Genomic DNA, 26,376 nt, shown 5'->3' on the forward strand with positions numbered 1-26,376 from the left:
TCTCTCCTTTAGCTTAATTGTTTCTTTTCCTTATTAGTCCTGTCTAAGCTCCCATAAATCCAGATCCCTACAAGTGCCCCGGCACTATCTATTAAAACATCCTTAATCTGACCACCCCTGCCCGGCACAAATAGTTGATGTACTTCATCACTTACAGCAAATGCCACACATATACCGAAAGCTAAGAGATAACCCCCCCGTCCCTTAACCCTTCCTTTTCTAATTGCATTCACCAGCAATGCCCCTAGCACAAGGTACGCGAAGAAATGGGCATTTTTTCTTAGCAGATGATTCAATCTTCCCATATCAAACTCCGACCCGGGAGCCATTTTCTCTATAGTTTCTACAATAACTGTTGTTAACCCTTTGCTTAGACCATTCGATTGTTCCGCTGGCTGGGCTGACAAAGTAAAGATAAGTATCATCCATAGAATAACAAATACCCATGGTAAGAGACGAAGCCCACCCTTAATCAATCTATGCATATAAAATCTTCTCCGTAATATAAATCCGTTTGCAATTTTTTCCTAAATATAGTGCCCTTACAATTTGCAACTATTATCCAATAATTCTTTTTACATCTGCAAATTCCCTTTCTTTTTACACAATAAACCCTAGCGACTTTTTCCTTCATTAATAGTATACTAACCTGGATCTATTATATGAAAACTCCCCTACTGGCGTAATCCAGCAGAGGAGCCGTTTAGTTTCGTGTGGCTACTCCGTTAGTTTATCTTTAACCTCGTCTGCAACATCTAGTAAATCTTCAGCCTCCGTTATAATATGAGCCAAGAGCAGCAATATTTCCTCATCTTTTGTCTTTTGGGCAATACACCGCGAGTAACCCATAATTCTACCTGCATGATCTCTTAAATTGGATATGATCGTCTTGTTGTCCATACATTCCACCTCCCTTATTAAAATTCGCAGTTTTCAACAAATACATATATTTTTTGATAATCACCCCCCTATAAATATCATGACAGGGGCGTTACACTAAAAAATGTAGCTAATTATCAAAATTTGTAATATGTTCTAAAAGAATAAAAAAATGGCAAACCCTCCCAAACGGAAGTTGCCATTTTTTAGAGCTAGCACTAAAACGAGTCTGTAGATTTATGGAAGTACCACGATATTGGTAGCCATGGATCGCTGAATGCCATCAGAGGGTCGGTTTAAGACCCTTCCATTAAAAATAAAGACGCTCGAACCCCCTCCGTCAAGATTATAACCTTCCTTTACACCCAGCTCGATCAGTTTAATCTGTAATCGCTCCAGAGTAACTCCACTACTCCAGTCTGATTGACGACCATCTACAACTATTAGTATCAGATCACCATTGGCATACTCGCCAATTATAGTTCTGGGATGCTTCGTATTTTGCCATTTCCGGGGCAGAGGAACGGGTTTGCCGTCTTGGATTAAGATGGGCACAAAGCTAACTCCCTGCCAGGGTTTCTGCTTAAGAAGTTCATCCCTTTCAAAAAAAATACCCCCTATTAATTCCCCATCCCGTTTAATGCCGGAGAAAAAAATATCCTCAACGGATGATTGAAAACCTCCAACCAGTTTTCCGTCAATAACTGTGTTCCCTATTGGTAAAGTATACTCCCGGCCATCCTGCATAAACCTGTAAAAGCCGCCACCATTGACGCCAAGTATTGCTCCGGTTCTGCTTGTTGCCTCCCAGGGGGTTTCCTTTTCACCGTATTTGTCTTGGGCCAATACCACACGAAAAGCCAATGGATCATGGAGTTTTACCTTGGCAATATAACCCCTGTACCCTAATTCGTCCAATTTAAATACCTTTACTTCAACCCTATCAGACTGATGAAAACCTACCGGAGGGCCTAACATAGCCAAAATGCGTTCTTCATATATCTGATCGGACAGCCTTATTTGATTTGAGCTCTTTCTTGACAGTTCTTGGATAACTTTTTCCTGTTCCCGGTATAGGCGTTCTTGCTCCTCAACCAATTGGTTTATAAAAGAGATATTGTTGTTTATATCTTCCATCTGCATTTCGGCGGACTGAAGTGCTATTTCTGTATTTTTAAGGGGTAGTCCCATAGCTTGGGTATGGTCGTCGAAGTTAAAAACTGTAAATAGAAAACCAACCACTGGAGCGAACAGAAGAAGAAAAAATATGTTAACGGTTCGCATCAGGGGCCTCCTTTAATACATTTAGGCTTTTCTCCAGAGCTTGTAGTTGTTTATCTAGTTCGTTAATCTTATCTCTCAGGGCCTTTTGGGTTGAGTCAGAACTGGTAAGGGTTTGGTCTGTATTCTGCAATAATTCTTTAATTTGCTTCATCTCTTCACTAAGAACCCCTAGTCGTGACTCCAGGCCTTGCACATTCATAGCGTTAGTTTGCTGTACACTTAACATGGTTTTATCGATATAGTCTTTGGCAAGGTAAGCTGAGCCCATGAAAATAATTAGCCATAGAACAATTATCCCCGCAAAAAATTGATAACGCTTATTCGTCTGTTCCTTCGTACTTCCTGTAGACTCCAGTTGATTTTTCAACATCATCCCATCCTTTAAGACATTTTTCTTTACTCTTCTTCATCATTCTATAAACCAAATGTTGATTCCTGTCAAAAATCCTAAATAAAATACCACAGGTAACCTACCCCTGTGGTATTGGATAACCCCCATTTCAAAGATTGTTTCTGTCTTTATGGGTGACCGTTTTAGCCTGAAGGAGAGCTATTTTTCCCTCAGTTCCATTATACAAACCCTCCCCAGTTTTTATCGTCTAAATACTGACGCAAGTGAGGACCGACCCCTTCTGGGTAAAATTGCAGGTCCCGAGGAGGGGATTTCAGTTTCTCTCTGGGCAACAGCTGCAACAACGATATACTGGATCAGCACATCATTCCCTGTATATCCCGAAAATCCAGCAGTCTATCCTTTATCTGAAGAAGAATACGCACATTAAACATTGCAAACACGCACAGCGCATTGCAATTCTACAACTCAATAAAATGGGCTATTACTGATGTAAAACACAGCAAAAATTTAGTGTAGTGTGATATTGCACAGTAAGCTAAAAATAATTTACAAATGGTCTGATTTATCTATCTTTTTATCCGGCATACCTTTTGCATCATAAAATATGATTACCCTTAGGAAAAGGCGGAACCAGGATATCATACAAATTTCTTCCTTCACACCCCATCAAGCTTATTTACATATTACAATACCACTTTTTAACTAAAAATGATTTAACGATAATGGCAAACCTATCGAAAGTTAGGGACGCAAAGCTATGGGTCTAAAGCCACATTGGCCATGACTGCCAAGCCGTCGAACATTCTTGCAGAGCAAGTTAGACGGCTCTGCTTTTTCTTTTGGGAGGATCATATGTTCAGGAGGTATTGATATTGAAAAAAATAATTTTTATGATTGTTCTTTTAGCACTTTTTTTATTTGGCTGTAGTAAAACAGAAACCGCAAATATCCAGAGTAAGAATGGGCTACCCGTGGTGAGAGTTGCCCATCAGCCTGCTTACCATGCTTTGCCCACCTGGCTGGGAATACAAAAGGGCTGGGCAAAGGAAGCAGGAATTAGTGTCGATTTCAAGAGCTACACGGCGGGTGGCGATCAAGTGGCGGCACTTGGTAAGAAGGAGTGGGATATTGGCGTTATGGGTGCCGCTCCATCCCTACTGGCAGCGTTACGCTATGATAGCTACATCATTGCTATCTCTAACGATGAGTCGCAGACCAATGATCTTTGGGTAAGACTAGATAGTCCGTTGCTTCAAAATAAAGGGGCTAACCCCAAGCACCCAGATATTTATGGCTCACCTGAGGATTATAAGGGAAAAATCATACTTACAACCTCCATGTCTACCGGCCACTTTGCCACCTTAGCCACTTTAAAAGCAATGGGAGTAAATTCGAATGAGGTTAAAATAGTAAACACGGATCAAGGCCAAGCCTTTAAATTTTTTGAAGAAGGCCAAGGCGATATTGTTCAATTTTGGGCTCCCTCTAGCTATAAGGCAGAAGAAAAGGGTTGGGTTAAAGTTTCATCAGGTAAAGCCGCAGGAGCAAAGGTATTGGGCTTAGTTGTGGCGGATAAAGACTTTGCCGATCAAAATCCGGATTTAGTTAACAAGTGGTTGGAAATGTACATAAGAGGTTTAAATGAAATGAAGAAAAACCCAGTCGAATGTGAAAGTGCTCTTTATGATTATTATAATAATTCTGCAAAAATGAACATAAGTGAAGAAATGATTCAGAAGGAATTTGAGTTGCGACCTGTCTTTGATTTAAACGAACAATTAAGCTTATTTCATGTTGATGCCAAGAATAACAGTCCGTTAATCAGCAATATGCAAGAACTAGCCACATTCTTTGAAGAACAAGGAAGAATAACAGCCCGTGACAAGGAAAAATTAGAAAAAAACCAATTTTACGTAACGGATAAATTCCTGAAAAACTTACAGAAAGGGGATTAATGATACACATTTATTCTGTAAGGAGGAAAAATAATGGTAAAAAGTTCTGCAAGAAAAAAAGCAAAAAAACTACGGTTTTTAGCCAGTGTAAAAAGTAGATTAATGGGCATTTTCTTTTGTCTATTGCTAGTAATTGTAGCCATTAGTGGCTACGCATTCATACAAATGACTAATATTGACAATTCTTATGGCGAATTAATTGATAAAGATGCCAGAGCAGTTAGTGAGGCAAAGGATTTAGTTGCTATTTTTGAGAGCCACGCCTTAAATATACGGTCTTTTTTATCTACGGGCGATGAAAAATACTTACTCTTTGCTGCGGGGGATAACAACGACTTTAAGGCTAAGCGTTCATTCTTAGGGGAAAAGATTTCTAGCACCGAGGGTCAAAAACGATTAAAGGATTTATCAGACAAACATGCCGCCTATGAAAATGATGTTAACGAAATTGTAAAACTGAAAAAAGAGGATCAGCAGGGCAGCAACATTGAAATGATAAACGAGACCCTTCGTAAAATTAATCTTTCCATAGACCAAAATATCCTTGCCGCTAATGAATTAGCTCTTTACAGTCAGCGGCAGTTGGATTACGCGGGCCAGCAGAACGGCCAGACCACCGTAAGCACTATCCGGTTTTTTATCATTACCATCTTATTTGTGGTGGTCATAAGTACAATTTTATTATACCGGATGTTAAATCAAACAATTAATAAACCAATCAAAGAAATGGCAGCGGGTGCGGCAAAATTTGGAGAAGGGGACTTTAGGGAGTCCATTCAATATTCGTCGGACAATGAATTAGGTGATCTAGCTAACGCATTAAACAAAATGCAGGGTGGCTTTAAGGAAGTTATTGAAAATATAAAGAACTCCACCGAACAATTATATGAAGCCGCCCAGCAGTTAACCAGCCAGGCTCACCAGACTGCTGCCGGCGCCTCTGAAACCGCTGCCACTATGAATGAAATCTCTGGTACCTTTGAAAATATAGGCGAAACCATCCATGCAGCTGCAAATAAAGCTGATTTAGCTGCAAAACATGCGGACAAGGGGTACAAAGGTGTAGGAATGATAACCGTTCAAATGAATGAAATTGCCCAAGCTACAACGGAAATAAATACCTCAATTGGATCCTTAAACACAGCGATCCGTAAAGTAGGTCAATTTGTTGAGGTTATTAACAACATTGCCGACCAGACCAACCTATTGGCCTTAAATGCAGCTATCGAGGCTGCCAGAGCCGGTGAAGCGGGTAGAGGCTTTGCCGTAGTAGCCGATGAAGTAAGAAAGCTGGCTGAACAATCAGCCCGTTCTACCAACGAGATTAAAGGTTTAATTAATGATATTAACGAAGTGGCCAAGCATTCTTTGAATGCCGTACAGTTAGGTAACCAAAAAGTTGAACAAGGAAACCAGATTGCTAAAGAAGTCGGACTCGATTTTACTGAAATTATCCATACTGTTAAGGAACTAAACGAGCAGGTGCAGACAGTAGCAGCGTCGACACAACAGGTCACCGCAGGTATCCAAAATGTTGCAGCCACCACCGAGGAACAAACTGCTACCATGGAAGAAACATCTGCGGCCACCGAAAGTTTAGATAAGTTAGCAGGTGATCTTAATGTGTTAGTTGAAAAATTTAAAATTTAGAAGTAATGCCGCGTTTGAAATGAGATAGGTGTCGGCCCTTGAAAACAAAGAGAACAGCAAAACGTACCACTACATTCCTTCTAGTAAATGTACTCTTTACTTGAGTCGGTTAAATAATTTGCACAAAGCTGGTTACTAAAAAATCCCTTTCCTGAATAGTTCCATCCCCGGCAGGTGCAGCGCGTTTGTTAATTATGTATTCCCAGCTATATGTGTACCCTATTTGTAATCAACGACATTATTAATTTGACCTTATGTGAAAACTCCTCTGCCGAGTAATCCAGCGGAGGAGTTTTGTTAATTTAAACGCTTTACCACGTTAAGTCGGTAATGTAAATGGGTCGAGTAGAGCAGGGCTCTTTAACTTAGGAGGCTGCTGCTCTATGGTTAAATTGGCCCTGGTACCCTCACAGAACCGGACGTGCCCAATTAAGGCATACGGCTCTTCATACTACCATTTACTTGATGTAGCCAATGTGCGCTCTTAGTTCAAATATGTTCACGTATATTCTGGGACTTGGCAGAGGATATTTCTTGAATAACAACGTAAATTTGTTCCAGTTGCAACTTCTTCTTTGACTTCTTCGATTGAGGTTCTTGAATAGATACTTTTTGACTTCGTCTAGGAATTTACGTGGCATTTCGCTGTTGTCCGTCACGCCGTAGTAACGATAATAACCTTGCAGTGTTAACCTTAATTCCTCCATGAGTAAGCTTATAGGCATATGCCGATTCGCTTGGATCCATAGCTTGCACCGGAGTAGGCTGGCTTGGTATTTCTTTCTGCTGGTCTTGCGCTTAACTCGGAATTTCCCATTCAGGCTCTGGCTACAGTAGTGTGTGAAACCTAGGAAGTCGAAGGTTTCCGGTTTGGTAACTCTGCCACTGCCTGGCTTGTTCTCGTCATCCTTTTCATCTTTGTATTTCTTCCATATATTACGTCCGAATGGTATAATCTTGGATTTCTCAAGGGATATTTCTAACCCAAATTTACCTAACCTCTCTTGCAGTAACTGATAGAAGTGTTTAGCCTCTTGTTCGTACTGGAAGCAGAAAACATTATCATCGGCATATCTAACCATGAAGGCGTCCCCTTTGCATTGTTTCCGTACCTTCTTTTCAAACCATAGGTCAATGACGTAGTGCAAATATATGTTCGACAAGATTGGGGAGGCTAGGCCACCTTGCGGAGTGCCTTCTGCTGTCTCGTATCGTTTTCCCTCTTCCATAATCCCTGCTTTGAGAAATCGTTTGACTAGCCGGATAATGTTAGGGTCACTGATGCGATGTTCTAGAAATTTGATTAGCCATTCGTGGTTTACGTGGTCGAAAAATCCTTTAATATCTACATCGACAATGTAGTTAATGTTTCCTTTGATGACAATTTTATTGAGAACTCTGAGGGCATCGTAACATCCTCTGTTAGGTCTGAAGCCAAAGGAGCTGTTTAAAAATTCTTGCTCGTAGATAGCAGACAGAATTTCGGCAAGTGCAGCTTGTACTAGTTTATCTTCGTATGCCGGAATACCCAGTGGCCTCTTTTTATCCGAACCCGGTTTGGGTATATAGGTTCGTCGTGTTGGCTGAGGCCGATATGCTTGCCTTTTCATTCGAGAAACTAAATCCTGCAGGTTTTCATCCAGGTTACTTTCGTATTCCTCTTTTGTAACTTGGTCAACGCCGCTGGCTTTGTTACCTTTCATTTCAAAGTGGCACTGCATCAGCGTTTCTGCGTTGATCAGGTGGGCTAAGGACGTGAACTTTTCTTGAGGTCTTTCCTTGGCTACTCTTGCTATTCCAGCCAGTTTTGTTTCCACAATTCTTTCTACCTCCGTTTGTGTAGATTGTGTGTCCTTGGTAGGAACGATAGTATGTGACAGCCTTTCCTCCACGGGAATTACACCGTTTCATGGGTACTATGCCGTCATCCGACTACTCAACTGCCATTTGGCTTCCTTGCTTTATTATCGCTCGTTGGCCATACTCCCCGGTTAGGGAAGGACAGGTGAGTTCTCCCAAGTTGACGCATCATAACAATATCTAGCATGCCAGGTTCTACGACCCCGGGGAAGCCTACCTGCTCTTGCCGTGACAATCAGGTAGATGTTGCCTTCCGCACAGTCCACCGCGTCGGCCTTCCCGGATTAAGGATATCGGGGCTCAATCACTTCAGCTTTCGCTTCCGGCCTACTAGTTAGCTGTCTACGCTTGAAGGCGCACGGACTGTCCCCTTTCGGTAATAAAAATTCCCATCCCCGGCAATCAGAGTTGCTTCGACTACTTATTAAGTTTTACCGTTGAGGTCGCTGGGTCCCAACCAACATCGGCACCCATGGCCTCACTGACGGCTCGCAATGGCAGTACAGTCCGCCCATCTTTAGATGCTGCAGCGGTATCCATAGGAATAGGTACTCCGTCAACCAAGATACTATTTTGCCCAAGGGTAACTTCAACCACTCTAGTTCCTAAAGTGAGGGTAGCTGTTTGGGTGGCGTCATCCCATTTGACATCGGCACCCAATGCTTCGGCAATGGCCCTAATCGGCAGCATAGTACGACCATCTGCGTTAACAAAGGGCTTCACATCAGACTGGAGGGGCTGGTCATTAACCATAACGCTTACATACTGGCTTACTTTAATGGAATTATCATTGGTGGTGGTTTGATTGGTCTTGTTGTTGCTTGCTATATTGCTGTTGGCAATGGTGCTGCCAGAGATGTTGGTATTTGTATTGGCGTTGTTGGTGGTGGTATTGGTGCTCTGGTTGATGGTGGTACTGTTGTTGATGATAGTAACCGGCGCATTCGTAGTACCGGGAATCGTGTTCTGTCCTGTGCCGGGCGTAGTTGTATCGGGAGTAGTTGTACCAGGAGTTACTGTTTCCGGGGTAGTTATGTCCGGAGTTGTTGTTGCGGGCACCGACATCCCAACATGTAAGGGAGTGGAGGCCAATTCTATACCATTATTGTCGGGGTGATCCGCACTATACATGCGGATATCGTAATTCCCCGCCGTAGGGGGGACTTCGAGTTCCACGTACTTTTGGCTATTACTATCATACTTTGCCTCTTCAACATAGACGTAAGTGATATTCTGAGCGTCACCCTCTATTTCCGAGCCGTGGGGAACACCTGGGGGAATGATGCCAATCCATGCATCGTCAAACAGTGGATGGTCAGTTGTGTAGTAAACTTTTACTTTTTGGTTGGGTCCTGGCAAAAAGGATGCCTTATCTAAGGTTAGAGTGGTACCGGCATTGGCAAGGGAAACAAAACTAAAAACAAATAACAACAGAATGGTCAAAAGAATAGATCTCTTCATAAAAAAATCCTCCTTAAATTATTTAATTGGGGTGCCCTTCCATGTGCGTCAAAAAATGGTGCTTTACTTTTCTCTATCCCCCCTTACGGCAAAAAATGGTTTTAAGCCTTGTAAAAATAATTCACTTGTTGGCCCTAATAATTTAGATTTTTTCACTCAAACTAATTATAAATTTTGGCTTTAAAAATTGTCTTTCAACATATTGCTATGTCTTTTCTAATCTTGCTCTATAAATAAAAAAACACGGTCACCCATGTTTATAAAAAATTAAAATTAGAAACTGTTATTTGCTATACAGTATTTGCCGATATTCGGTAGGCGTTACACCAACCTTCTTTTTAAATACGGTAGTAAAGTGGCTGTGGTTATTAAAGCCACATAGTAAGCAGATATCCGTAATGTTCAGATTAAGGTGCATTAGTTCCTTGGCCTTCTCAATTCTAATATTTATTAAATAGTCATAGGGAGTTTTTCCAGTTTGGTTTTTAAAAGCCCTTATAAAATGATAGGGGCTTAAATTTGCCTCCCTTGCTAAATCCCCCAATGAGAAATTACGATTATAGTACTCTCTAATCATTTCAATAACCTTATTAATATGATTACTCGTTAAAATAGTTTGTTTTTTTTCTATTTTCGCAGGCAACATGCCTTTAAAATGTCTAATAAGCTTAACCAATATTTGTGTGCTAAGACTCTGCAGGATGAAATCGTACCCTACTTGCATCATTTTTGATTCCTTGATAAATGTATCTATTAAAAACTTTAGCTCTGCATCCTGGTTAAAGGGACTGTCACTCATAGCTAATCCTGTTTTACCGATAATTGAGTAAGTTAAGTTATCCATGAAAGTTTTATCTACCATGATACACTTTAACTTTATTCCAGGCATTACTTTATAAGCCCCGTGGGATTGGCCAACATTAATAGGGTAAACTTTGTTTGGTTCATAATACATAACTTTTTTACCAAACCTTACATGGGGCATAATCGTTATAGGCAGGACAAATTCATAACTTTCGTGCTCATGTACCCCTGATTCCATATCGATAGGCACATTTGAACTGACAATAGTCATTTGTGGACAACTATATGAGTTATTCCCCCCCACAAAAAGACTTGGACTCAGCGCATCACCTTGCAACTTTCTTAACTCTTTGTCCATACGGGTCACTCCTTGTGCCAGGCACTAAACTAATTAACTCATTGAAAGGTTGATTACCATCGGATATCGTTAATGGTGGTGGCCTTCCTGATGTAAACTGATCGTAGGGGTGATAATTAACCAGGTCAACCAATATTAATTGGAACCATTGCTAAGAGAGCAGAATTTAAACCTAAACTTCAAATGTTTTGAATTTATTCTTCAAAGAATCATAAGTTCCTTCTGTAAAATTATTTTACCGCCATTATTACGGGCCTACTGGATAGTAGATTATGGATTTAATAATTTGTTATGCGGACCATTTGACTTATAATGTTATTATTACAATATTTGGGGGCAAAGAAATGAATTGCGATCTAATCGTGGTTGGCGGTGGTCCTGCAGGTATGCTTAGTGCATCCACTGCAGCAGCTAAGGGATTAAAAGTGATTTTATTAGAGAAGAATGATAAACTGGGCAAAAAGTTATTTATTACCGGTAAAGGCAGGTGCAATGTTACCAATTATGGAGACAGGGATGATTTTTTCCATCATGTCATGACTAACCCCAAATTTTTATATAGTGCTTTTAAAACATTTGATAATAACGACCTTTTAGCACTGCTGACGTCTTTGGGCGTACCAACCAAGGTGGAACGCGGCAATCGGGTTTTTCCCGCATCGGATAAATCCAGCGATATTATTAAAGCACTGCAAAAACACATGCAACTAGGCAATGTATGTATTAAATTGCAAACAGAAATCAAAAAAATACTCGTTAAGAATCACCGGGTAACCGGTGTACTTTTACATGACGATAAACAAATATCCGCCCCCAAAGTAATTCTGGCCACCGGGGGCATGTCTTATAGACAAACAGGCTCCACCGGAGACGGCTACAAAATGGCCCAGCAGTTGGGCCATACCATCATAGAGCCCAAACCAGCTTTAATTCCCCTAATAACCCAAGAAAAATGGGTTAAAGACCTGCAAGGTCTAACCCTGAAAAATGTATCCGTTAAAGCTATTATCAATAACAAAGTTCAGGCGGAACAGTTCGGGGAAATGATTTTTACCCACTTTGGCGTATCCGGGCCAATTATTCTTAGCATTAGCAGCCTTATTAAAAAGCATATCCACCCACCGACCAATAAACCGATACAAATAAGCATTGACTTAAAACCGGCATTGACCGATGAACAATTAGATGCTCGTTTGCAAAGGGATTTTAATAAATACAGCGTCAAACAATTAAAAAACGCCTTTGATGATTTACTGCCCAAAAGAATGATTGCCACCTTTTTGCAATTGTCCGGCCTGGATATACACAAGCAGGTCAATCAAATTAGCAAAAAAGAGCGGGATCTGCTGGTGCACACGCTAAAAGGTATCCCTTTAACCGTCACCGGCACCCGCCCGTTAAATGAAGCGATTGTGACCAGCGGCGGCATTCATGTCAAAGAAATCAACCCCTCGACCATGGAATCTAAAATTGTTCAAGGGCTTTATTTCGCCGGTGAAATAATCGATGTCGATGCTTTAACAGGGGGCTATAATTTGCAAATCGCCTTCTCCACCGCTTATCTTAGCGGCCTGAGTGCCGCCAGAGTCTAACTATTTGTGCTATGATTCTACTATAATGAAAGGGGCGGCTGCCTATAAGACAGCCGTTCCTCTTTGGCCGCCGCGTCAATTCCTTGCAGTTGGGGCATATTAATGTCAAGAAAACAATCGTCAGCCTTAAATGAAAACCTTCTAAATCACTTGTTTTTTCTTGAATTCCTCAAGTTCTTCACGCGTGCATCCTGCTGCCAAAAAAATCTCTTCATTATGTTCACCTAATTTCGGGAATGTAAGTTTCACTTCCCCCGGAGACCCGGACAATTTGATCGGAGTACCTGTCAGAACGATATCTTTAACATCCTTATTATCACTGGTTAGTTTTATAATCATATCCCGTGCCGCCACTTGTGAATGGCTACACATCTCATCAAGGGCAAGGACGGGTGTGAGGCAAATATCACTATTGGCAAAAAAATCAACCCATTCGTCGCGTGTCTTTTCTAGCATGACCACCCTAATATCTTTTATCATCTCCAACTGCTGATTCGGATTCAATTGGATTTTAATATATTCTTTTCGATTAATCTTTTCACAAAACTCTGCCCAGAATTTTCCTTCTATTGCCCCTAAGCTGATATACTTCTTATCTTTTGTTTCATAAATATGATAGCAGGCATATCCTCCGGTCAGAAGATCGTTGCCTCTTTCCGGTAATTTACCCTCACCTGACCACTCCCCTAGGGTATAGGACAGCAGGCTAATGGAACCGTCTAGCATGGCGATATCACAAAGTTGCCCCTGACCCGTCTTAGCCCGGTGCATCAATGCAAGAAGAATCGCAATCACAGCGTATAAGGTTCCTCCTGCAATATCAGCGATCTGGACCCCGGACATGGCTGGCATACCCCGGTAATTACCAGTAAGTTCCGTTACACCCGCTAAACTAAGATAATTCAGGTCATGTCCCGCAGCATCCCGAAGTGGCCCACTCATACCATACCCGGTAATTGCACAATAAATGATCCCTGGGTTTATTGCCTTTAGCTTTTCATAATCTAACCCTAATTTTGTCATAACTCCAGGACGAAACTGATCAACCACTACATCACAGGTAGTTACCAGCCTTTTGAAAAGAGTTTTGCCTTCTTCCTTCTTGAGATCCAGTGTGATGCTCTTCTTATTTCGATTCACCGTGTAAAATCGAGTACTTTCACCGTTGACTAGTGGTGGCAGCAATCGCCCAAGATCTCCTCCCTTGGGGTCCTCCACTTTAATGATCTCCGCCCCGAAGTCAGCTAATATCTGAGTACAGAACGGCCCGGGAAGATATCTCGATAAATCTAACACTTTAACCCCTTCTAATGGTAATGGCATAAATCACCCTCCCATATAGATAATGGTGTTGATTCTATCCATGATGTTTAAATCGGCCTCTACGAACATTATATGCTTCCATAATATAGATAAGAATTATATATTGTAGTAATTCTTAATATTGCGTCTACTAGGAACGTTAAAATAAGGACGCTATCTAAAACCACATAACGTCTTTATATATAAATCCGGACTTGGTTGGATATTGGCTCTAATCGGGTTTAAACGAATATATTTGCTTGTTTGCAATAGGCAGAAAATTATCTCAATTGATTCAGCACTATCGATCCTGAAACAAATTCCCGATAAAATTATATTTTTTGTGTAATACCCCTGTCGGAATAAAAACCAACAGGGGTGTTTATCATCTGATCATCTTCCAGTGGTTCCAATAATATTGCCTGCGAATAACTACCGTTGTCGAATTTCGTAGGTGCCGGATACCTTCGCGAACGGGAGGCCTGCTATGCAGGAATCCTGTTCGCCTGACACTGCTATAATAATAAAAAACTCTTTCAATATTTTTCTGGGTTTAAAGCAGAAAGTTGGAAAGTTGGACAGGGTAATACACCCCCTAACCAACTAACCAACTCTCTAGTAGTTATGCAATTCCTCGATAAACCGTTTATTACTATAGCGTCCAGTAACTCGGATACGGTGGATTTTGAAGGGGTCGGATTCTTGCTTTGCTAAACCCAGTTTGGTGGTGACAGCAGCGCGATAGCCGGCTTGTTGGGTGAGTTGGGCCACTTGGTCGTTGTAGCTGCCGTAGGGATAGGCAAAGACTTCTACTGGTTTTTTTAGTCCATACTCCAAGGCCCGCTTGGATTCTTCGATTTGGTATTTTGCTGCTTCCGGTGCTACCTTTGCCAGGTGTGGGTGATCCACAGTGTGGGCACCGATGATGAAACCGGCTTGATCTAGTTCTTTGATTTCATGCCAGTTCATGATTTTATTTTCGGGCTGGAGTTTCTTTTCTACGTCAAAAAAGTTGGTATTGCCGATGGCTTTGGAGACCACAAAGATGGTGCCGGTATAGCCATATTTCTTCATAATGGGGTAAGCGAAGTCATGGTTGTCCTTGTAGCCATCGTCAAAGGTGATGACAATGGGTTTGTTCGGAAGTTTCTTGCCCCTTTGGAAGTGATCCAGGACATCAGTCAGGGAAACAGTTTCGTAGCCGTTCTTCTTTAGGTATTTCATCTGCCACTCAAATTTACCCGGAGGTACCCGAAGGCCTAAACCGCCAGTGCGGGGGTTTGGGTTGACTTTGTGGTACATTAGTACGGGAATACCCTGCAGTGGGGGGTATTTGGCGTCGGAGGGGACTATTTTGTTTTGGTATTGGAAGTAGGAAAGAGTTATTACGATAACTAGTAGAGTAATTAGGGTGAGTTTGTTTGGTTTGATTATGGGTGTGCACCTCCGAATTGGCCATGGGCCGTGGGTCGTTGGCCATGGGCTTTTTTGTATGTTTTGCTTTGGGGTCTTGGGTGGGCCTTGGGGTTTGCTTTAGTGCGCCGGGAGCCAGGCACCCGGAGTTCCCGAAGACCCATGGCGGTCGCCCCTACATAACTTCCCCTGTCACTTCGTGACCGTCCCCCTCGTAGAGGGGGGTTTTTTAGGGCTCCCTCACCTTAAAAAGCTGACGGCTGATGGCTTGACCCCAAAGGAATACCCATAAGCCGTGCTACCCCCTTGCCCTTGATGGTTGGTAGATTTTGACTGGGGTTCGCTCGAGGGCTGCGGCTTTGGAGTCGTAGATGATTTCCATGATGGCCTGGGCTAGTTTTTCTGGTTGGTGGCGGACTAGGTTGCTGTGTTGTACCAGGTGCCTGGGCCAGACTTTGACGCCTAGTTTGGTTAGGGCTGCTGTGTCTACTTTGACCGGAATTGCGCCCTTGGTACGATATTTTTTGAGCATCTGGCCGGGGATTGGTTCGTTGTTGACCAGGATTTGATCCACGATAGGACCTGTATGGTCGAAAATGGCCTTGAGGTGCTGTTGGGCTGTGTAGCCCTGGGTTTCACCCGGTTGGGTCATGATGTTGCAGATGTAGATTTTCTGGGCTTGGGATTTTTTGATGGCATCGGCAATGCCATCCACCAGGAGGTTCGTAATGACACTGGTATAGAGACTGCCGGGACCAAGAATAATCATGTCGGCCTCCCGTATGGCCTCTAGGGCTTCAGGTAGGGGGCTGCATACTTCTGGCTTAAGAAATAATCTTTTTATTTTGCTTTTACTGCTGGAAACGTTGCATTCTCCATAGACCAGGGATTTATCCGCCAATTCTGCCCCTAGAATGACATTTTCCAGTGTCACCGGCAGTACTTGGCCGCGGATGGCCAGTACTTTGGAAAGGGCGTGGACAGCACCGTCGAAGCCGCCGGAAACGTTGTTTAGGCCGGCCAACAAAAGATTGCCCAGGTTGTGCCCTGCCAGTTCACCGCTTGGGAAGCGGTATTGCAGCACTTCCTCCATTAGACTTTCTTTGTCGGCCAAAGCGACGATACAATTGCGGATATCTCCGGGTGGTAAAATACCGAGGTTATCCCGTAATCTGCCGGAGCTGCCGCCATCGTCGGTAACTGCCACTATGGCTGTAATATTGCTGGTATACTCCTTGATACCCTTTAATAGGCTGGATAGCCCAGTGCCCCCACCGATGACCACAATCTTGGGGCCTTTTTTGAGGGAACGATGCTGGTAAAGGGTTTCTATCAAGCGTTCCGGGGGGTCTGGTCGAATCACTGTCATGATGGATTTAAGCCCCATTTTAAAGCTGTAAAACGTCAGGCCTAAACCACTGGCTGCTAAAGCGCTGCCAATTAACCAGCCGGGCACTCCGACTAATTGATTGGTCAGGGCATCCAGGGCCAGACCCAGCATTCCTACCAGCTGTCGATCCAGTAAAGCCAAACCCAGCCCCAGCATAAGGACTCCCACCAGGGCTAGGAAAACCCAGCGTTTGACATTCATTCCAGGTACAAACCATTTGAACAAATAAGCCAATTACTCCACCGCCCTACACTCGCATGATATCCCGGTGTCTCACATTAACACGATAACCTTTTTCCTTTAATATATCCCCCAGCTTATTGGCCAGGGTTACGGATCGGTGCATGCCACCGGTGCAGCCGATGGCGATCATTAAGGTGGCTTTACCCTCATTTTGATAATGAGGAATGAGAAACTGAACAAAGTCAGTGAATTTTGCCATGAATTCCTGGGTTACATCCTTGGACAGCACATGTCGCTGCACCGGTTCGTCATTGCCGGTGAGACAGCGCAGTTCTGGTATATAGTGGGGATTGGGCAAAAACCGCACGTCTATAACCAGATCGGAATCCAAGGGAATACCATATTTATAGCCGAAGGAGATGACGGTAATTAACAGCTGATTGGTGCTTTCCCGATCACCGCCAAACTGGGTAATGATTTGGTCCTTCAACTGGCTGTTGGTAACCGTGGATGTATCGATAATTTTAGTTGCTCTGCCGCGAATTTCCCGCAGCAGTTCCCGCTCCTGCCGGATCACCTCCAGCACTTCCCCTTGGGTATCCAAGGGATGGCGGCGGCGGGATTCTTTATAGCGACGTACCAATGCTTCATCGGAAGCTTCCAAAAATAATATTTCATACCAGTAACCCTGTTCGGTCAGTTCAGTTAATACTTCGATGGCCTGGTGAAAGAAGTCGCCGCCGCGGATATCTACCACCAGGGCAACTTTTTCTACTTTGCCGCTGGATTGGGACACCAGCTCTGCAAATTTGGTGATCAAGGCCGGAGGTAAATTGTCAACACAGAAGTAACCTAGATCCTCTAAACTTTGCACCGCCTGGGTTTTCCCCGCACCGGACATGCCGGTAACAATTAACAGACGTGGACTGGTCACTTCAACACCCCCCTTTGAATCAGACATATGCTTGATTTCTTCTATATTGTAAACTGTTCGATTAATTTAGGCAAATGGAAGCTTGCGGCTGTCTGTTGGAGAGGGGATATAACTTTATTATAGTAGGTAGGAGAGAGAAAGGTGCTGGTTTAGTTGGAAAGTTAGTTAGCGGGAAAGTTGGAACATAGAAGATTGGATAGTGGGGGTATGTGGGGTTTTTGATGGATCTTTGATGGGTGGGGGGCAGACCCCCGCTAGGTTCGACGCGTTATCTTTCTGCGGGGAGACTCCCATGGGAGACTATCTTAATATCCTTCGCTATCCGCTCAGGCTGACAGGGTGGTTTTTCCTCTGTCCAACTTTCTGCTTTCCGCTTTAAGGTTTCCAAATTAAAAGCCAAAAACGAACTTCTCGATCACTTCGGCTACGCCGTCGTGGTCGTTGGAGCTGGTGATGTAGTCGGCTAGGGCTTGGACGGTGGGGTCACCGTTGGACATCGCTACACCGAGGCCGGCGTATTGGAGCATTTCCAGGTCGTTGGGGGCATCGCCGATGGCGATGATTTGGTCTGGGGTTAGGCCCCAGTCCTTGGCCAGGGTGTCTAGGGCATGCCCTTTGGTGGCCTGGGGATGGGAGAACTCCAGGAAATGGGGCTTGGATTTGCATATATGTAAGCTGGTGCTGTATTGCTTCGTCATTTCTTGTTCCAGTTCATCCAGTTTTTCCGAGCTGCCCACTAATAGTACCTTGGTGGGTGCTTCTTTGAGAAATTCCAGTAAGTCACCCACCGGGTGGGCGGGGATGCCAGAGATTTTTTGGTAGGCTGCGGCCTCTGGGCTCATTTTTTCTACGTAGAGGGTATCGTTGACGTAGACGTTGATATGGTAGCCCAACTGGCGGCATCGCTGGATGACCTCTCTGGCTGGGTCCAGTGGTACTGGGCGATGAATAAGAATTTCATCGGTTTGGATTTCTTTGACTAAGGCCCCTTGGTAGGTGATGAGGGGCAGGTTTAAGCCTAGTTCTTTAGCGTAAGGTAGGGCCGAGCAGTACATGCGGCCGGTGGCCAGGGTGATGTGGATGCCTGCGTCCTTGGCTCGCTGGATATATTCTTTGTTGCGGGGGGAGATTGTTAGGTTCGTATTGAGTAATGTATCGTCGAGGTCGATAGCAATTAGTTTGTAGTTGGACATGGAGTTTGTCTCCTTTCGTTTTGGCTGTTAGCTAATGGCCCATGGCCCACGGCTAGACCCATCATTCACTCCCTAAAGTAATCATATACCGCCTGGGCGGCTTTGGTATTCATGCTGGGGATTTTGGCTAGGTCTGCCACTGAGGCTTGTTTGATGGATTCTAGGTTTTTGTAAGCTTTGTATAGCTCGCGGCGGCGGGTGGGGCCGATGCCGTCGATTTCGTCTAGTAGGGACTTAAGGTTTCTTTGGGTTCTGAGCTTCCGGTGATAGGTTACCGCAAAGCGGTGGGCCTCATCCCGGAGTCGCTGGAGCATTTGCAAGCCTTTGGATTCCCTGGGCAGCCGGATAGGGTCGGGGCGGCCGGGGGCGAAGAGTAGTTCTTCTTCTTTGGCCAGGCCAAAGGTGGCAATCTGGGAGAAACCTTGCTCTTGCATGGCTTCTCTGGCCGCAGAGAGCTGGCCCTTGCCGCCGTCAATGATAATGAGATCCGGTAGCCTGGTAAATTTGGCCTGTTTAGGGGTGAGCTCTCCCCTGGCAATCTGGTCTTGCTCTTCCCTAGCCCGGGAAAAGCGGCGGGTGATGGTTTCGTGCATGGAGGCAAAATCGTTGGGGCCTTCGACCCAGCGGATTTTAAATCTTCGATATTGATCCTTTTTCGGTCGGCCTTCCTCGAAAACCACCATGGAGGCGACCGTTTCAGTACCTTGGATGTTGGATATATCGTAGCATTCCATGCGGTGGGGTGGTTTTTCCAGGCCCAGGGCAGCCATCAGTTCGGCCAGGGCACCATCCACCGCTTCCCGGTTGGCCTGACGCTGCAGCTGGGCCTGCTCCAAGGAAAGCAGGGCATTTTGGGCGGCCATTTCCACCAGTTTGTGTTTGTCACCTCGTTTGGGGGCCTTGATCTGGACCTTACTGCCGCGGCGTTCGTTGAGCCAAGAGGTTAGTAATTCTTTATTGTCAATGTCCTCGGATATCATTATCTCTGCCGGGATAAATTCCGTTTGGTTATAAAACTGTTGGATAAAGGTGGCCATAATTTCTCCCCGTTCCAAGGTATCTGTGCCCTCCAGGAAGTAATGTTCCCGGCCGATGAGTTTGCCACCTCGGATGAAGAATACCGTCAGGCAGGACTCATCAAAGCCCCTAGCCATGGCGATAACATCCTGATCCACCAGATCGGTGGAAACAATTTTTTGCCGTTCCACGATTTTTTCTACTGCCAGTAGTTGATCCCGTAATTCTGCTGCCTTTTCGAATTCCAGGTTTTCCGCAGCCTCTTCCATGCGCTGGCGCAGGCGTTTCACTAAATCCTCCTGCCGTCCCTCCAGAAAAAGTATCACTTCATTGACTGTCTCCCGGTAGGTCTGGCGCTCCACTAGATTGCAGCAGGGTCCCAGGCAGCGTTTAATATGGTAGTTAAGGCAGGGTCGGTCCCTGGGGCTTAGCTGCCGCTGCTTGCAGGTGCGCAGGGGGAAGATTTTTTTCAGCAGCCGCATGGTTTCGTTAACAGCCCCCAGGTTGGTAAAGGGGCCAAAGTAGCGGGCACCGTCCTTGAGGACCCGGCGGGTTAGAAAGACCCGGGGGAATTCTTCTTGGCTGGTGACTTTGATGTAGGGATAAGTTTTATCATCCTTTAATAGAATGTTGTATTTAGGTTGGTGTTCTTTGATTAAGTTGTTTTCCAGGATCAGGGCTTCCATTTCCGAATCGGTAACAATGAAGTCCAGATCCACTGCTCGGTTGAGCATGGCCTTGACCTTGGGTGACTGTTTGGCTACCCCGGTAAAGTAGGAGCGGACTCTGTTTTTTAAGGACAAGGCCTTGCCTACGTAGATGATTTGGTCGTTTTCGTCTTTGTATAGGTAAACCCCTGGGCGGGAGGGAATGTTTTTGATTTTTTCTGTTAGGGGCAAGGGTGGTCACCTCCGGTTAGCTGTTAGCCGTTGGCTATTAGCTGTTAGCTTTTTTGCATGTTGGTATGGGGTCTTAAAGAGCCCAGAAGTTTCGCTTTATTAAATTGATTTTTTGCCAATACCCATGCTAATAAGGTGAGATAAGAATTGATTGGCACTGACCCCTTCTTTTTTGGCTGTATCAATTACTAATTTATGCAAGCTTTTCGGAATTCTTAGGGTAATACGGCCACTGTAGTCTTCTTTGTCCTCTATAATAGTGGGAAAAGGAATTGGTATCATATTTTCAAAAGCCGCTTTAATCCATTGTTCCTTTGCGATTAACGCATCTTTTATTGCTTCTTCCACAGTATCCCCTGTACCAACACAAAACTGTAGATCTTGAAACTCTACAATATAACCACCGTCATCAAAATCTGGCCTAACATTAAAGGGATAGTCCAGCTTTAAATAAAAATTTAGGTCCTTAGACATGGCTTCACCTCTTTAATGGCATTATATATGATGTCTTCTACTGCATCAATGCTGTGGTTTATGAGAAAAATTTTTCCTCCCTTGACAATTGATTGGGAGTGGATCAAAATATAAATGGAGTAAGTAACTAGTTAGTTACTTTAGTTGGAAAACTTACAAAGGGATTTGGAGTAGGGCATAGCTGGTAGGGTTGGCTTGGTTCGCCGGGAGCCAGGCACCGCGGGAAGCCGGGCTTTGTATGAGGTGCCAGGAACCCTAGGGTTCCTATAGCTGATGGCTGAGGGGCTAGACCCGAAATAACTACAGTATAAGAATAGGGTGATAGCATGAACGACGAACTTTCCCGTGCCGAGGAAAGTAAACAGCGTATTTTGCTAGCAGCGGCTGCTGTTTTTGCTCGGAAGGGGCTGGATGGGGCTCGGGTGGATGAGATTGCGGGGGCGGCTAGGATTAATAAGAGGATGATTTATCATTATTTTGAAAGCAAGGAGAATCTTTATGTAGAGGTGCTGCGCTATAATTGTCAAAAGGTTTATCAGTTGAGTAAAGGGTCTTTTATTGCGGGGGCGGATCCCAGGGAGAATGTCGCCCGGGCTTTGCGGCAGTATTTTTACTTTTTGGCCAGTGATGAGGAATTTGTACGCTTGGTCAGTTGGGAAGCTTTGAATCGCGGGAGTTACAGTAGCAGGGTACTGCCCCAGCTGCTGGATATTTTCCAATCGGATCTGGGGCGAATTTTGGAGGATGGTATTAGGCGGGAGTACTTTCGCCCGGATCTGGATGTTCAGCAAACTCTGCTAAGTGTTCATGCTATGTGTCTGGCCTATTTTGCCCGCCGGGAGATGGTGCAATCCCTGTGGCCCGGTGACATGATGTCTGAGGAAATGCTGGAAGCACGCTGTCAACATATCCTTGATTTTACCCTGAGCGGAATCATGCAAAACAAAGGGGAACGATGAAGGGCTTAGCATAATAGCGAAGGGAAAGGAATGGGTATCTATAATGAAGTCTAAGCAAAAAAGCCTCGCCTTATTATTGGTGATCTTACTGCTTTTGGTAAGTGGCTGTGCCTCAACCAAAAACTCGGAAGATGCTATAACTGGGATTGTGGAAGCCCGAGAGGTGGATGTGAATACCAAGATTCCCGGGCGGATTGTCAAACTGCTGGTACAGGAGGGTCAGGCGGTAAAGGCCGGGGAACTGTTGGCCAAGGTGGATGATGAAGATTTAAAGGCCAAGGAGGCCCAGGCCCAGGCTGGTATCGCTGCTGCCAAGGGGGATATTGCCAAGGCCAAGGCGGGCAGTGCCTTGGCTGCCGGAAGCACCCAGGCTGCGGTGCAAAAGGCCGAGGCTGCTCTGGCCAAGGCCCAGGCCGATGCAGATTTGGCCAAAAAAACCTATGACCGGATGCTGGAATTACATAAAGCCCAGGCCATCCCTGATCAACAGATGGACAGCAGCGAAAAGGATTATCAGGCTGCATTGGCCGGTGTGGCTGTGGCCCAGAGTGATCTCGCCAATGCCAAGGCCTCTCTCCTCCAGGTGGATGTTTACCAGGCCGATGTACAAAGGGCCGAAGCTGCCCTGGCCAAGGCCAAAGCAGATTTGCAGCAGGTTGCCATCAATTTAAAGGAAACCGAAATCAAGGCCCCCATTTCCGGCACCGTTACATCGCTCAATGTGGAGCAGGCCGAAATGGTTTCCACCGGCTTACCCTTAATGACTGTAACGGATTACACCGACAACTGGGTCAATGTAAAGGTAAAACAATCGGTGTTAGATAAAGTAAAGGTGGGCCAGCAAGCCAACCTAACACCTATTGCCATGACCACGAAGAAATATCCCGGTCAGATTGTCGATATCAGTCGCAAACCGGAATTTGCCACCTCCCGGGCCACCAACGACCGGGGTGAAAAGGATATTGTGACTTATAATGTGAAGATCAAGGTGAACACACCGGAGCTGCGCCCCGGTATGAGTGTTCAAGTCAAATTTGAGTAGCCGGGGGGTTGAAGATGGATAAAATCCTTAAAATTGCCTCCCGGGAATGGCAATACATCCGGGGCAATCGGCGGCTGCTGTTAATTATGTGCTTTATCCCCACCCTGTACATTTTTCTGTTTGGTATAATGTACAGCAACCATGTGGTGACGGATATTAAAACTGCTGTGCTGGATTATAACCAGACCAGCACCAGCCGGATGGTGGTGCAAGGTTTTCAGGATTCGGATAAATTTACTGTGGTGGAACAGGTGACCACCGAGGATGCTTTACGCCATTTGCTGGAGACCCGTCAAGTCCATGCCGCTCTGGTAATTCCGGAGGATTTTGCTACCCTGGTTAAGAAGGGGCAGGGGTCAGAGGTGCTGGTGATTGCTAACGGCACGAATATGCTTTATAGCAATGCGGTAATGTCTGCGGCCAATGAGATTGTGGCTACCCTGTCGACTGGTATCAGCATCAAGGCACTGGCAGGGGGTCAAGCGCTGCTGCCAGAAAAGGCTGCCTCCACCGCTCTGCCGGTGAGCTACCGTCTAAGGGTGTGGTATAACCCCACCTTTAACTATACTAACTTTCTCCTGGTGGGCCTGGCTTGTACTGCCCTGCAGCAGGTGATCCTACTTTATATGGCAGTGGCCATCGCCCGGGAAAAGGAACGGGGCACCCTTTCGGAATTGGCAGCTGGGGGTTATCGGGCTTATCAAGTGGTACTGGGAAAAATGATTCCCTATTTCCTGTTAAACATGCTCAGTACCCATGCGGTATTGGCCCTCTGCTTTACTGTTTTTCAAGTTCCCTTCCGGGGCAGTTACCTGGTGCTGCTGCTGTTATTTATTGTGTTTATTTTGTGCATCTTAACCCTGGGGATTTTCCTCTCCGTTGTTTGTAAAAATGAACTGGAGGCCACCCAGATTGCTATGCTGGTGGCAGTCCCCTCCTTCCTCTTTTCCGGCTTTACCTGGCCCATCGAGTCTATGCCCCTGTTGGCAAAGGTTATTTCTTACATCCTGCCGCTAACGTATCTGGCCTCGGATGTGCGGGATATTGCTTTGATGGGGATCGATTTGTCCCTGGTGCTGCCTAGTATTCTGGTGTTGGCGGGACTTTTTGTGGTACTGCTGCCGCTTTCGGTTTTTTGTTTTTGGCTGCAGTATCGGAAAGAAAGCTGCTAGCTTTGCCTTAGCTGTTAGCTTTTGGCCTGGGGCTGAGCTGTTTGAATGGGAGCTTATACCGATTGCTTAAGGCCATGAGCCCACGGCTCATGGCCTATTAACCTACCCTTTCATATTACGGATGACACTGAAAGTTTCTTTTGATTTTTACCATTTAAATGATATCGTCGGCAACGGCAAGCTATTATACATATTCTCCACTTTGTTGACTACATTTCTGGTTAAATCAAATACGTTAAAACCACCGGCTACACTTTCCAACTCATCGTCAGACAATTCACTCTGACTTGATTTATCCAAGGCCTGATAGATAAGTTCCTTGGAAGCCATAATATCTTCCATCGTCAACTCAAGGCCAACAGCTGCGGCCAGCTTTTGTACATCGTCCGGACTTTCGGTATTAAAAGCCTTCTCAGCAAATTCAGGGTCACTGGATAGTTTTTCCAGGAACAGATTAATGTTGTTTTCGTTTGCCACAATTTCACACTCCTTTTAGTTAAATCCCCTCCGAGAGGGGATTATTTGCCTAGACGCTACCATTTCCATGTTTTAATTGAATCCCAAACCGTCGGGATAACTGCAGCGGCAATTGCTCCAACAGCTCCAATACCAGCAGCTACAAGGGTTGCGGTGACGATTGGTTCAACTCCACCTGCAACAGATTCAAGTTCATCATCGGATAATTCACTTTGATTGGCTTTATCTAAGGCTTTATATAGAACCTCCTTAGATGCCATGATGTCATCCATGGTCAAGGAGACACCTGCTTCATTGGCCAACTTTTGAACATCCTCGGGGCTTTGAGTGGCCAAAACCTTTTCAGCAAAGTCCTTGTCTTGACCTATTTTTTCCATAAACTGAACAATCGCAACTTCATTAATATTAGACATACAATAACCTCCTAATAATTTTCTTCTACCGGACCAAATTAAATTTTAAAAACCCCCCCTTTCCTAATTTTTTCAAACGTATAAGTTGGTAATTATACCCTCTTGTGAACAACACAGTGCTGACTGCCAGCAGCCAGTTGTTGCTGTTCCTTGATGCTGCTGCCTCGACAGGGGTGACAGAAAGCCTGAAGTTTACAGTCGCTGCAGGGCTGGTTAAGATTATTGATGGTATTCCTCAGTTGTTGCAAAACCTCAGAATTGTACCAATAATCCTGGATGCTTTGATTTTCCTCTAACTGGGGGATATGGCGACAGGGGGAAAATTGACCATTGGCGTTGAGTGACATAATCAACCTCCCGGCTTCACAGCCAACTTTTATCGGTGGCTTATGACGATTAAGATAAGCCAGTAGATTAGCAAAACAACTTTCAACGATTACCGGTAATCCAGGATCTTGATAATTTTCCAAAAACCCTGCCAAGCGGCAAAAGGATTCTTCTTTCAGGTAACTTTCCGATTTATAGCTGGCGTCCGATTTTAATACCAGGATGACAATTTGTTTAGCCCCCAGTTCCTTAGCCAGCTTTACCACATTGGGAAAATCTACCACATTATCATCCCTGGCCACCCAATTGATATAGTAAGTTGTATTGGTTGCCTTTAACAGCTGCATGGCAGCAAGGGTTTCGTCATAGGCATCTCTGGATCTGCCATGGATTTCTCTGGTTGAACCATTGAGGGAGATATACAAATCATTCAAACCAGCATTTTTTATGTCCGTCAGGAAATTAGTCTGAAGGCCTACCCCACTGGTGGCCAGGGCAGAGATCATGCCCAGATCACGGATATAGGCAATGGTTTCCAACAGATGCGGATAGATGAGGGGTTCACCCCCACTGAGGGAAATATAGGGAATATCCAGCCAGGCCGCCTGCCGCAGAAATTTAAACAGTACTTCTTTAGCAAGGTCTTTTCCGTTAAGATCACAGTAACATTGGGGACAGCGCAGGGGGCAGCGGGTCGTAAGCTCCACTTGCATTTGTTCTGGATAAACCAGGGAGTAGGGCGGCGATTCTATTTTGGTGCACTTCTTTAACAGCAGGTGCAGCTTATCCTTATCCTCTTCCTGTAAAATCCCTTGTTGGCTAAGCATTTGAATAACGTCGTCGGACTCACCGTACTTAATCCATCTAAAAAGTGATTTTAGCCCCTGCCCAAGGAGATAGCCCCTCTTACCCTCCGCTGTATAATAAACGATGGCGCCTTGTTCAGCGCGAAAAATTGGTTTCATGGGCATTTCCTCCGTAAG

23 protein-coding genes and 1 riboswitch are annotated in these 26,376 nt (G+C 44.8%); of the genes, 6 read left to right on the plus strand and 17 right to left on the minus strand.

The window, feature by feature from the left end; translation table 11 throughout:
* Nucleotides 1–8: 8 nt before the first annotated feature.
* The 4 genes from V6C11_RS13775 to V6C11_RS13790 form a co-directional block, all read right to left on the minus strand.
* Nucleotides 9–485, minus strand: coding sequence for a VanZ family protein (locus V6C11_RS13775; protein ID WP_333531771.1), 477 nt, complete (start codon nt 483–485; stop codon nt 9–11).
* Nucleotides 486–717: 232 nt separating this feature from the next.
* Nucleotides 718–900: a hypothetical protein gene (locus V6C11_RS13780; protein WP_333531772.1), complete on the minus strand. Its 183-nt coding sequence runs from the start codon at nt 898–900 to the stop codon at nt 718–720.
* A gap of 216 nt (nt 901–1,116) precedes the next feature.
* Complete coding sequence (locus V6C11_RS13785; protein WP_333531773.1) at nt 1,117–2,163, minus strand: phosphodiester glycosidase family protein; 1,047 nt, start codon at nt 2,161–2,163, stop codon at nt 1,117–1,119.
* The gene (locus V6C11_RS13790; protein WP_333531774.1) at nt 2,150–2,530 is read right to left on the minus strand and encodes a hypothetical protein; all 381 of its coding nucleotides are present in this window, start codon (nt 2,528–2,530) and stop codon (nt 2,150–2,152) included. The genes V6C11_RS13785 and V6C11_RS13790 overlap by 14 nt, the downstream gene beginning before the upstream one ends.
* Nucleotides 2,531–3,232: 702 nt before the next feature.
* Nucleotides 3,233–3,318: riboswitch (cyclic di-GMP riboswitch) on the plus strand.
* Nucleotides 3,319–3,390: 72 nt separating this feature from the next.
* Here V6C11_RS13790 and V6C11_RS13795 point away from each other — a divergent pair.
* Nucleotides 3,391–4,473 carry an ABC transporter substrate-binding protein gene (locus V6C11_RS13795; RefSeq protein ID WP_333531775.1) on the plus strand — a complete coding sequence of 361 codons (1,083 nt, stop codon included), beginning with the start codon at nt 3,391–3,393 and terminating at the stop codon, nt 4,471–4,473.
* A 33-nt stretch (nt 4,474–4,506) separates the two neighbouring features.
* The gene (locus V6C11_RS13800; RefSeq protein WP_333531776.1) at nt 4,507–6,123 is read left to right on the plus strand and encodes a methyl-accepting chemotaxis protein; all 1,617 of its coding nucleotides are present in this window, start codon (nt 4,507–4,509) and stop codon (nt 6,121–6,123) included.
* A 458-nt stretch (nt 6,124–6,581) separates the two neighbouring features.
* On the opposite strand, the gene ltrA is transcribed toward V6C11_RS13800, so the two are convergent.
* From ltrA to V6C11_RS13815, 3 genes are all read right to left on the minus strand, one after another.
* A complete protein-coding gene (gene ltrA, locus V6C11_RS13805) occupies nt 6,582–7,940 on the minus strand; it encodes a group II intron reverse transcriptase/maturase (protein ID WP_333531777.1) in 1,359 nt (452 codons plus the stop codon).
* 460 nt (nt 7,941–8,400) lie between these two features.
* Nucleotides 8,401–9,444, minus strand: coding sequence for a copper amine oxidase N-terminal domain-containing protein (locus tag V6C11_RS13810; RefSeq protein ID WP_333531778.1), 1,044 nt, complete (start codon nt 9,442–9,444; stop codon nt 8,401–8,403).
* Between the two features lie 283 nt (nt 9,445–9,727).
* Nucleotides 9,728–10,606: an AraC family transcriptional regulator gene (locus V6C11_RS13815; protein ID WP_333531779.1), complete on the minus strand. Its 879-nt coding sequence runs from the start codon at nt 10,604–10,606 to the stop codon at nt 9,728–9,730.
* Nucleotides 10,607–10,950: 344 nt separating this feature from the next.
* On the opposite strand from V6C11_RS13815, the gene V6C11_RS13820 reads away from it, so the two are divergent.
* Nucleotides 10,951–12,198, plus strand: a complete 1,248-nt coding sequence (locus tag V6C11_RS13820; protein WP_333531780.1) for an NAD(P)/FAD-dependent oxidoreductase — start codon at nt 10,951–10,953, stop codon at nt 12,196–12,198.
* 141 nt (nt 12,199–12,339) lie between these two features.
* On the opposite strand, the gene V6C11_RS13825 is transcribed toward V6C11_RS13820, so the two are convergent.
* The 7 genes from V6C11_RS13825 to V6C11_RS13855 all read right to left on the minus strand — a co-directional run bounded on the left by V6C11_RS13825 (nt 12,340) and on the right by V6C11_RS13855 (nt 21,003).
* Complete coding sequence (locus tag V6C11_RS13825; protein ID WP_333531781.1) at nt 12,340–13,521, minus strand: CaiB/BaiF CoA transferase family protein; 1,182 nt, start codon at nt 13,519–13,521, stop codon at nt 12,340–12,342.
* A gap of 594 nt (nt 13,522–14,115) precedes the next feature.
* Nucleotides 14,116–14,802 (minus strand): polysaccharide deacetylase family protein, encoded by a 687-nt coding sequence (locus tag V6C11_RS13830; RefSeq protein ID WP_333531782.1) that lies wholly within the window; start codon nt 14,800–14,802, stop codon nt 14,116–14,118.
* 409 nt (nt 14,803–15,211) lie between these two features.
* Entirely contained in the window at nt 15,212–16,537 is a 1,326-nt protein-coding gene (locus V6C11_RS13835; protein WP_333531783.1) for a gluconeogenesis factor YvcK family protein, read from the minus strand.
* 13 nt (nt 16,538–16,550) lie between these two features.
* Entirely contained in the window at nt 16,551–17,420 is an 870-nt protein-coding gene (gene rapZ / locus V6C11_RS13840; protein ID WP_333531784.1) for an RNase adapter RapZ, read from the minus strand.
* Nucleotides 17,421–17,809: 389 nt separating this feature from the next.
* A complete protein-coding gene (locus V6C11_RS13845; RefSeq protein ID WP_333531785.1) occupies nt 17,810–18,613 on the minus strand; it encodes a Cof-type HAD-IIB family hydrolase in 804 nt (267 codons plus the stop codon).
* A 65-nt stretch (nt 18,614–18,678) separates the two neighbouring features.
* The gene (gene uvrC, locus V6C11_RS13850; RefSeq protein ID WP_333531786.1) at nt 18,679–20,529 is read right to left on the minus strand and encodes an excinuclease ABC subunit UvrC; all 1,851 of its coding nucleotides are present in this window, start codon (nt 20,527–20,529) and stop codon (nt 18,679–18,681) included.
* A gap of 99 nt (nt 20,530–20,628) precedes the next feature.
* The gene (locus V6C11_RS13855) at nt 20,629–21,003 is read right to left on the minus strand and encodes a type II toxin-antitoxin system HicB family antitoxin (protein WP_333531787.1); all 375 of its coding nucleotides are present in this window, start codon (nt 21,001–21,003) and stop codon (nt 20,629–20,631) included.
* A 326-nt stretch (nt 21,004–21,329) separates the two neighbouring features.
* Here V6C11_RS13855 and V6C11_RS13860 point away from each other — a divergent pair, with 326 nt between their 5' ends.
* The 3 genes from V6C11_RS13860 to V6C11_RS13870 are packed head-to-tail and all read left to right on the plus strand — an operon-like array spanning nt 21,330 to nt 24,176.
* Complete coding sequence (locus V6C11_RS13860) at nt 21,330–21,962, plus strand: TetR/AcrR family transcriptional regulator (protein ID WP_333531788.1); 633 nt, start codon at nt 21,330–21,332, stop codon at nt 21,960–21,962.
* A 43-nt stretch (nt 21,963–22,005) separates the two neighbouring features.
* On the plus strand, nt 22,006–23,004 hold the full coding sequence (locus V6C11_RS13865; protein ID WP_333531789.1) for an HlyD family secretion protein: 999 nt from the start codon (nt 22,006–22,008) through the stop codon (nt 23,002–23,004).
* A 14-nt stretch (nt 23,005–23,018) separates the two neighbouring features.
* Nucleotides 23,019–24,176 carry an ABC transporter permease gene (locus V6C11_RS13870; protein ID WP_333531790.1) on the plus strand — a complete coding sequence of 386 codons (1,158 nt, stop codon included), beginning with the start codon at nt 23,019–23,021 and terminating at the stop codon, nt 24,174–24,176.
* Nucleotides 24,177–24,323: 147 nt separating this feature from the next.
* On the opposite strand, the gene V6C11_RS13875 is transcribed toward V6C11_RS13870, so the two are convergent.
* The 3 genes from V6C11_RS13875 to V6C11_RS13885 form a co-directional block, all read right to left on the minus strand.
* The gene (locus tag V6C11_RS13875) at nt 24,324–24,653 is read right to left on the minus strand and encodes a Nif11-like leader peptide family natural product precursor (RefSeq protein ID WP_333531791.1); all 330 of its coding nucleotides are present in this window, start codon (nt 24,651–24,653) and stop codon (nt 24,324–24,326) included.
* A 56-nt stretch (nt 24,654–24,709) separates the two neighbouring features.
* Nucleotides 24,710–25,066 carry a Nif11-like leader peptide family natural product precursor gene (locus V6C11_RS13880; RefSeq protein WP_333531792.1) on the minus strand — a complete coding sequence of 119 codons (357 nt, stop codon included), beginning with the start codon at nt 25,064–25,066 and terminating at the stop codon, nt 24,710–24,712.
* Between the two features lie 92 nt (nt 25,067–25,158).
* Nucleotides 25,159–26,358, minus strand: coding sequence for a radical SAM protein (locus V6C11_RS13885; protein WP_333531793.1), 1,200 nt, complete (start codon nt 26,356–26,358; stop codon nt 25,159–25,161).
* Nucleotides 26,359–26,376: the final 18 nt, after the last annotated feature.

Source organism: Desulfotomaculum sp. 1211_IL3151, assembly GCF_036763075.1.
Lineage (GTDB): Bacteria > Bacillota > Desulfotomaculia > Desulfotomaculales > Desulfotomaculaceae > Desulfotomaculum.

Excerpts from the sequence above, each read along its gene's own strand:
- V6C11_RS13775 (WP_333531771.1), bottom strand. The coding sequence starts at position 485 with ATGCATAGATTGATTAAGGGTGGGCTTCGTCTCTTACCATGGGTATTT.
- V6C11_RS13780 (WP_333531772.1), bottom strand. The coding sequence starts at position 900 with ATGGACAACAAGACGATCATATCCAATTTAAGAGATCATGCAGGTAGA.
- V6C11_RS13785 (WP_333531773.1), bottom strand. The coding sequence starts at position 2,163 with ATGCGAACCGTTAACATATTTTTTCTTCTTCTGTTCGCTCCAGTGGTT.
- V6C11_RS13800 (WP_333531776.1), top strand. The coding sequence starts at position 4,507 with ATGGTAAAAAGTTCTGCAAGAAAAAAAGCAAAAAAACTACGGTTTTTA.
- V6C11_RS13810 (WP_333531778.1), bottom strand. The coding sequence starts at position 9,444 with ATGAAGAGATCTATTCTTTTGACCATTCTGTTGTTATTTGTTTTTAGT.
- V6C11_RS13815 (WP_333531779.1), bottom strand. The coding sequence starts at position 10,606 with ATGGACAAAGAGTTAAGAAAGTTGCAAGGTGATGCGCTGAGTCCAAGT.
- V6C11_RS13820 (WP_333531780.1), top strand. The coding sequence starts at position 10,951 with ATGAATTGCGATCTAATCGTGGTTGGCGGTGGTCCTGCAGGTATGCTT.
- V6C11_RS13825 (WP_333531781.1), bottom strand. The coding sequence starts at position 13,521 with ATGCCATTACCATTAGAAGGGGTTAAAGTGTTAGATTTATCGAGATAT.
- V6C11_RS13830 (WP_333531782.1), bottom strand. The coding sequence starts at position 14,802 with ATGTACCACAAAGTCAACCCAAACCCCCGCACTGGCGGTTTAGGCCTT.
- V6C11_RS13845 (WP_333531785.1), bottom strand. The coding sequence starts at position 18,613 with ATGTCCAACTACAAACTAATTGCTATCGACCTCGACGATACATTACTC.
- V6C11_RS13855 (WP_333531787.1), bottom strand. The coding sequence starts at position 21,003 with ATGTCTAAGGACCTAAATTTTTATTTAAAGCTGGACTATCCCTTTAAT.
- V6C11_RS13860 (WP_333531788.1), top strand. The coding sequence starts at position 21,330 with ATGAACGACGAACTTTCCCGTGCCGAGGAAAGTAAACAGCGTATTTTG.
- V6C11_RS13865 (WP_333531789.1), top strand. The coding sequence starts at position 22,006 with ATGAAGTCTAAGCAAAAAAGCCTCGCCTTATTATTGGTGATCTTACTG.
- V6C11_RS13870 (WP_333531790.1), top strand. The coding sequence starts at position 23,019 with ATGGATAAAATCCTTAAAATTGCCTCCCGGGAATGGCAATACATCCGG.
- V6C11_RS13880 (WP_333531792.1), bottom strand. The coding sequence starts at position 25,066 with ATGTCTAATATTAATGAAGTTGCGATTGTTCAGTTTATGGAAAAAATA.
- V6C11_RS13885 (WP_333531793.1), bottom strand. The coding sequence starts at position 26,358 with ATGAAACCAATTTTTCGCGCTGAACAAGGCGCCATCGTTTATTATACA.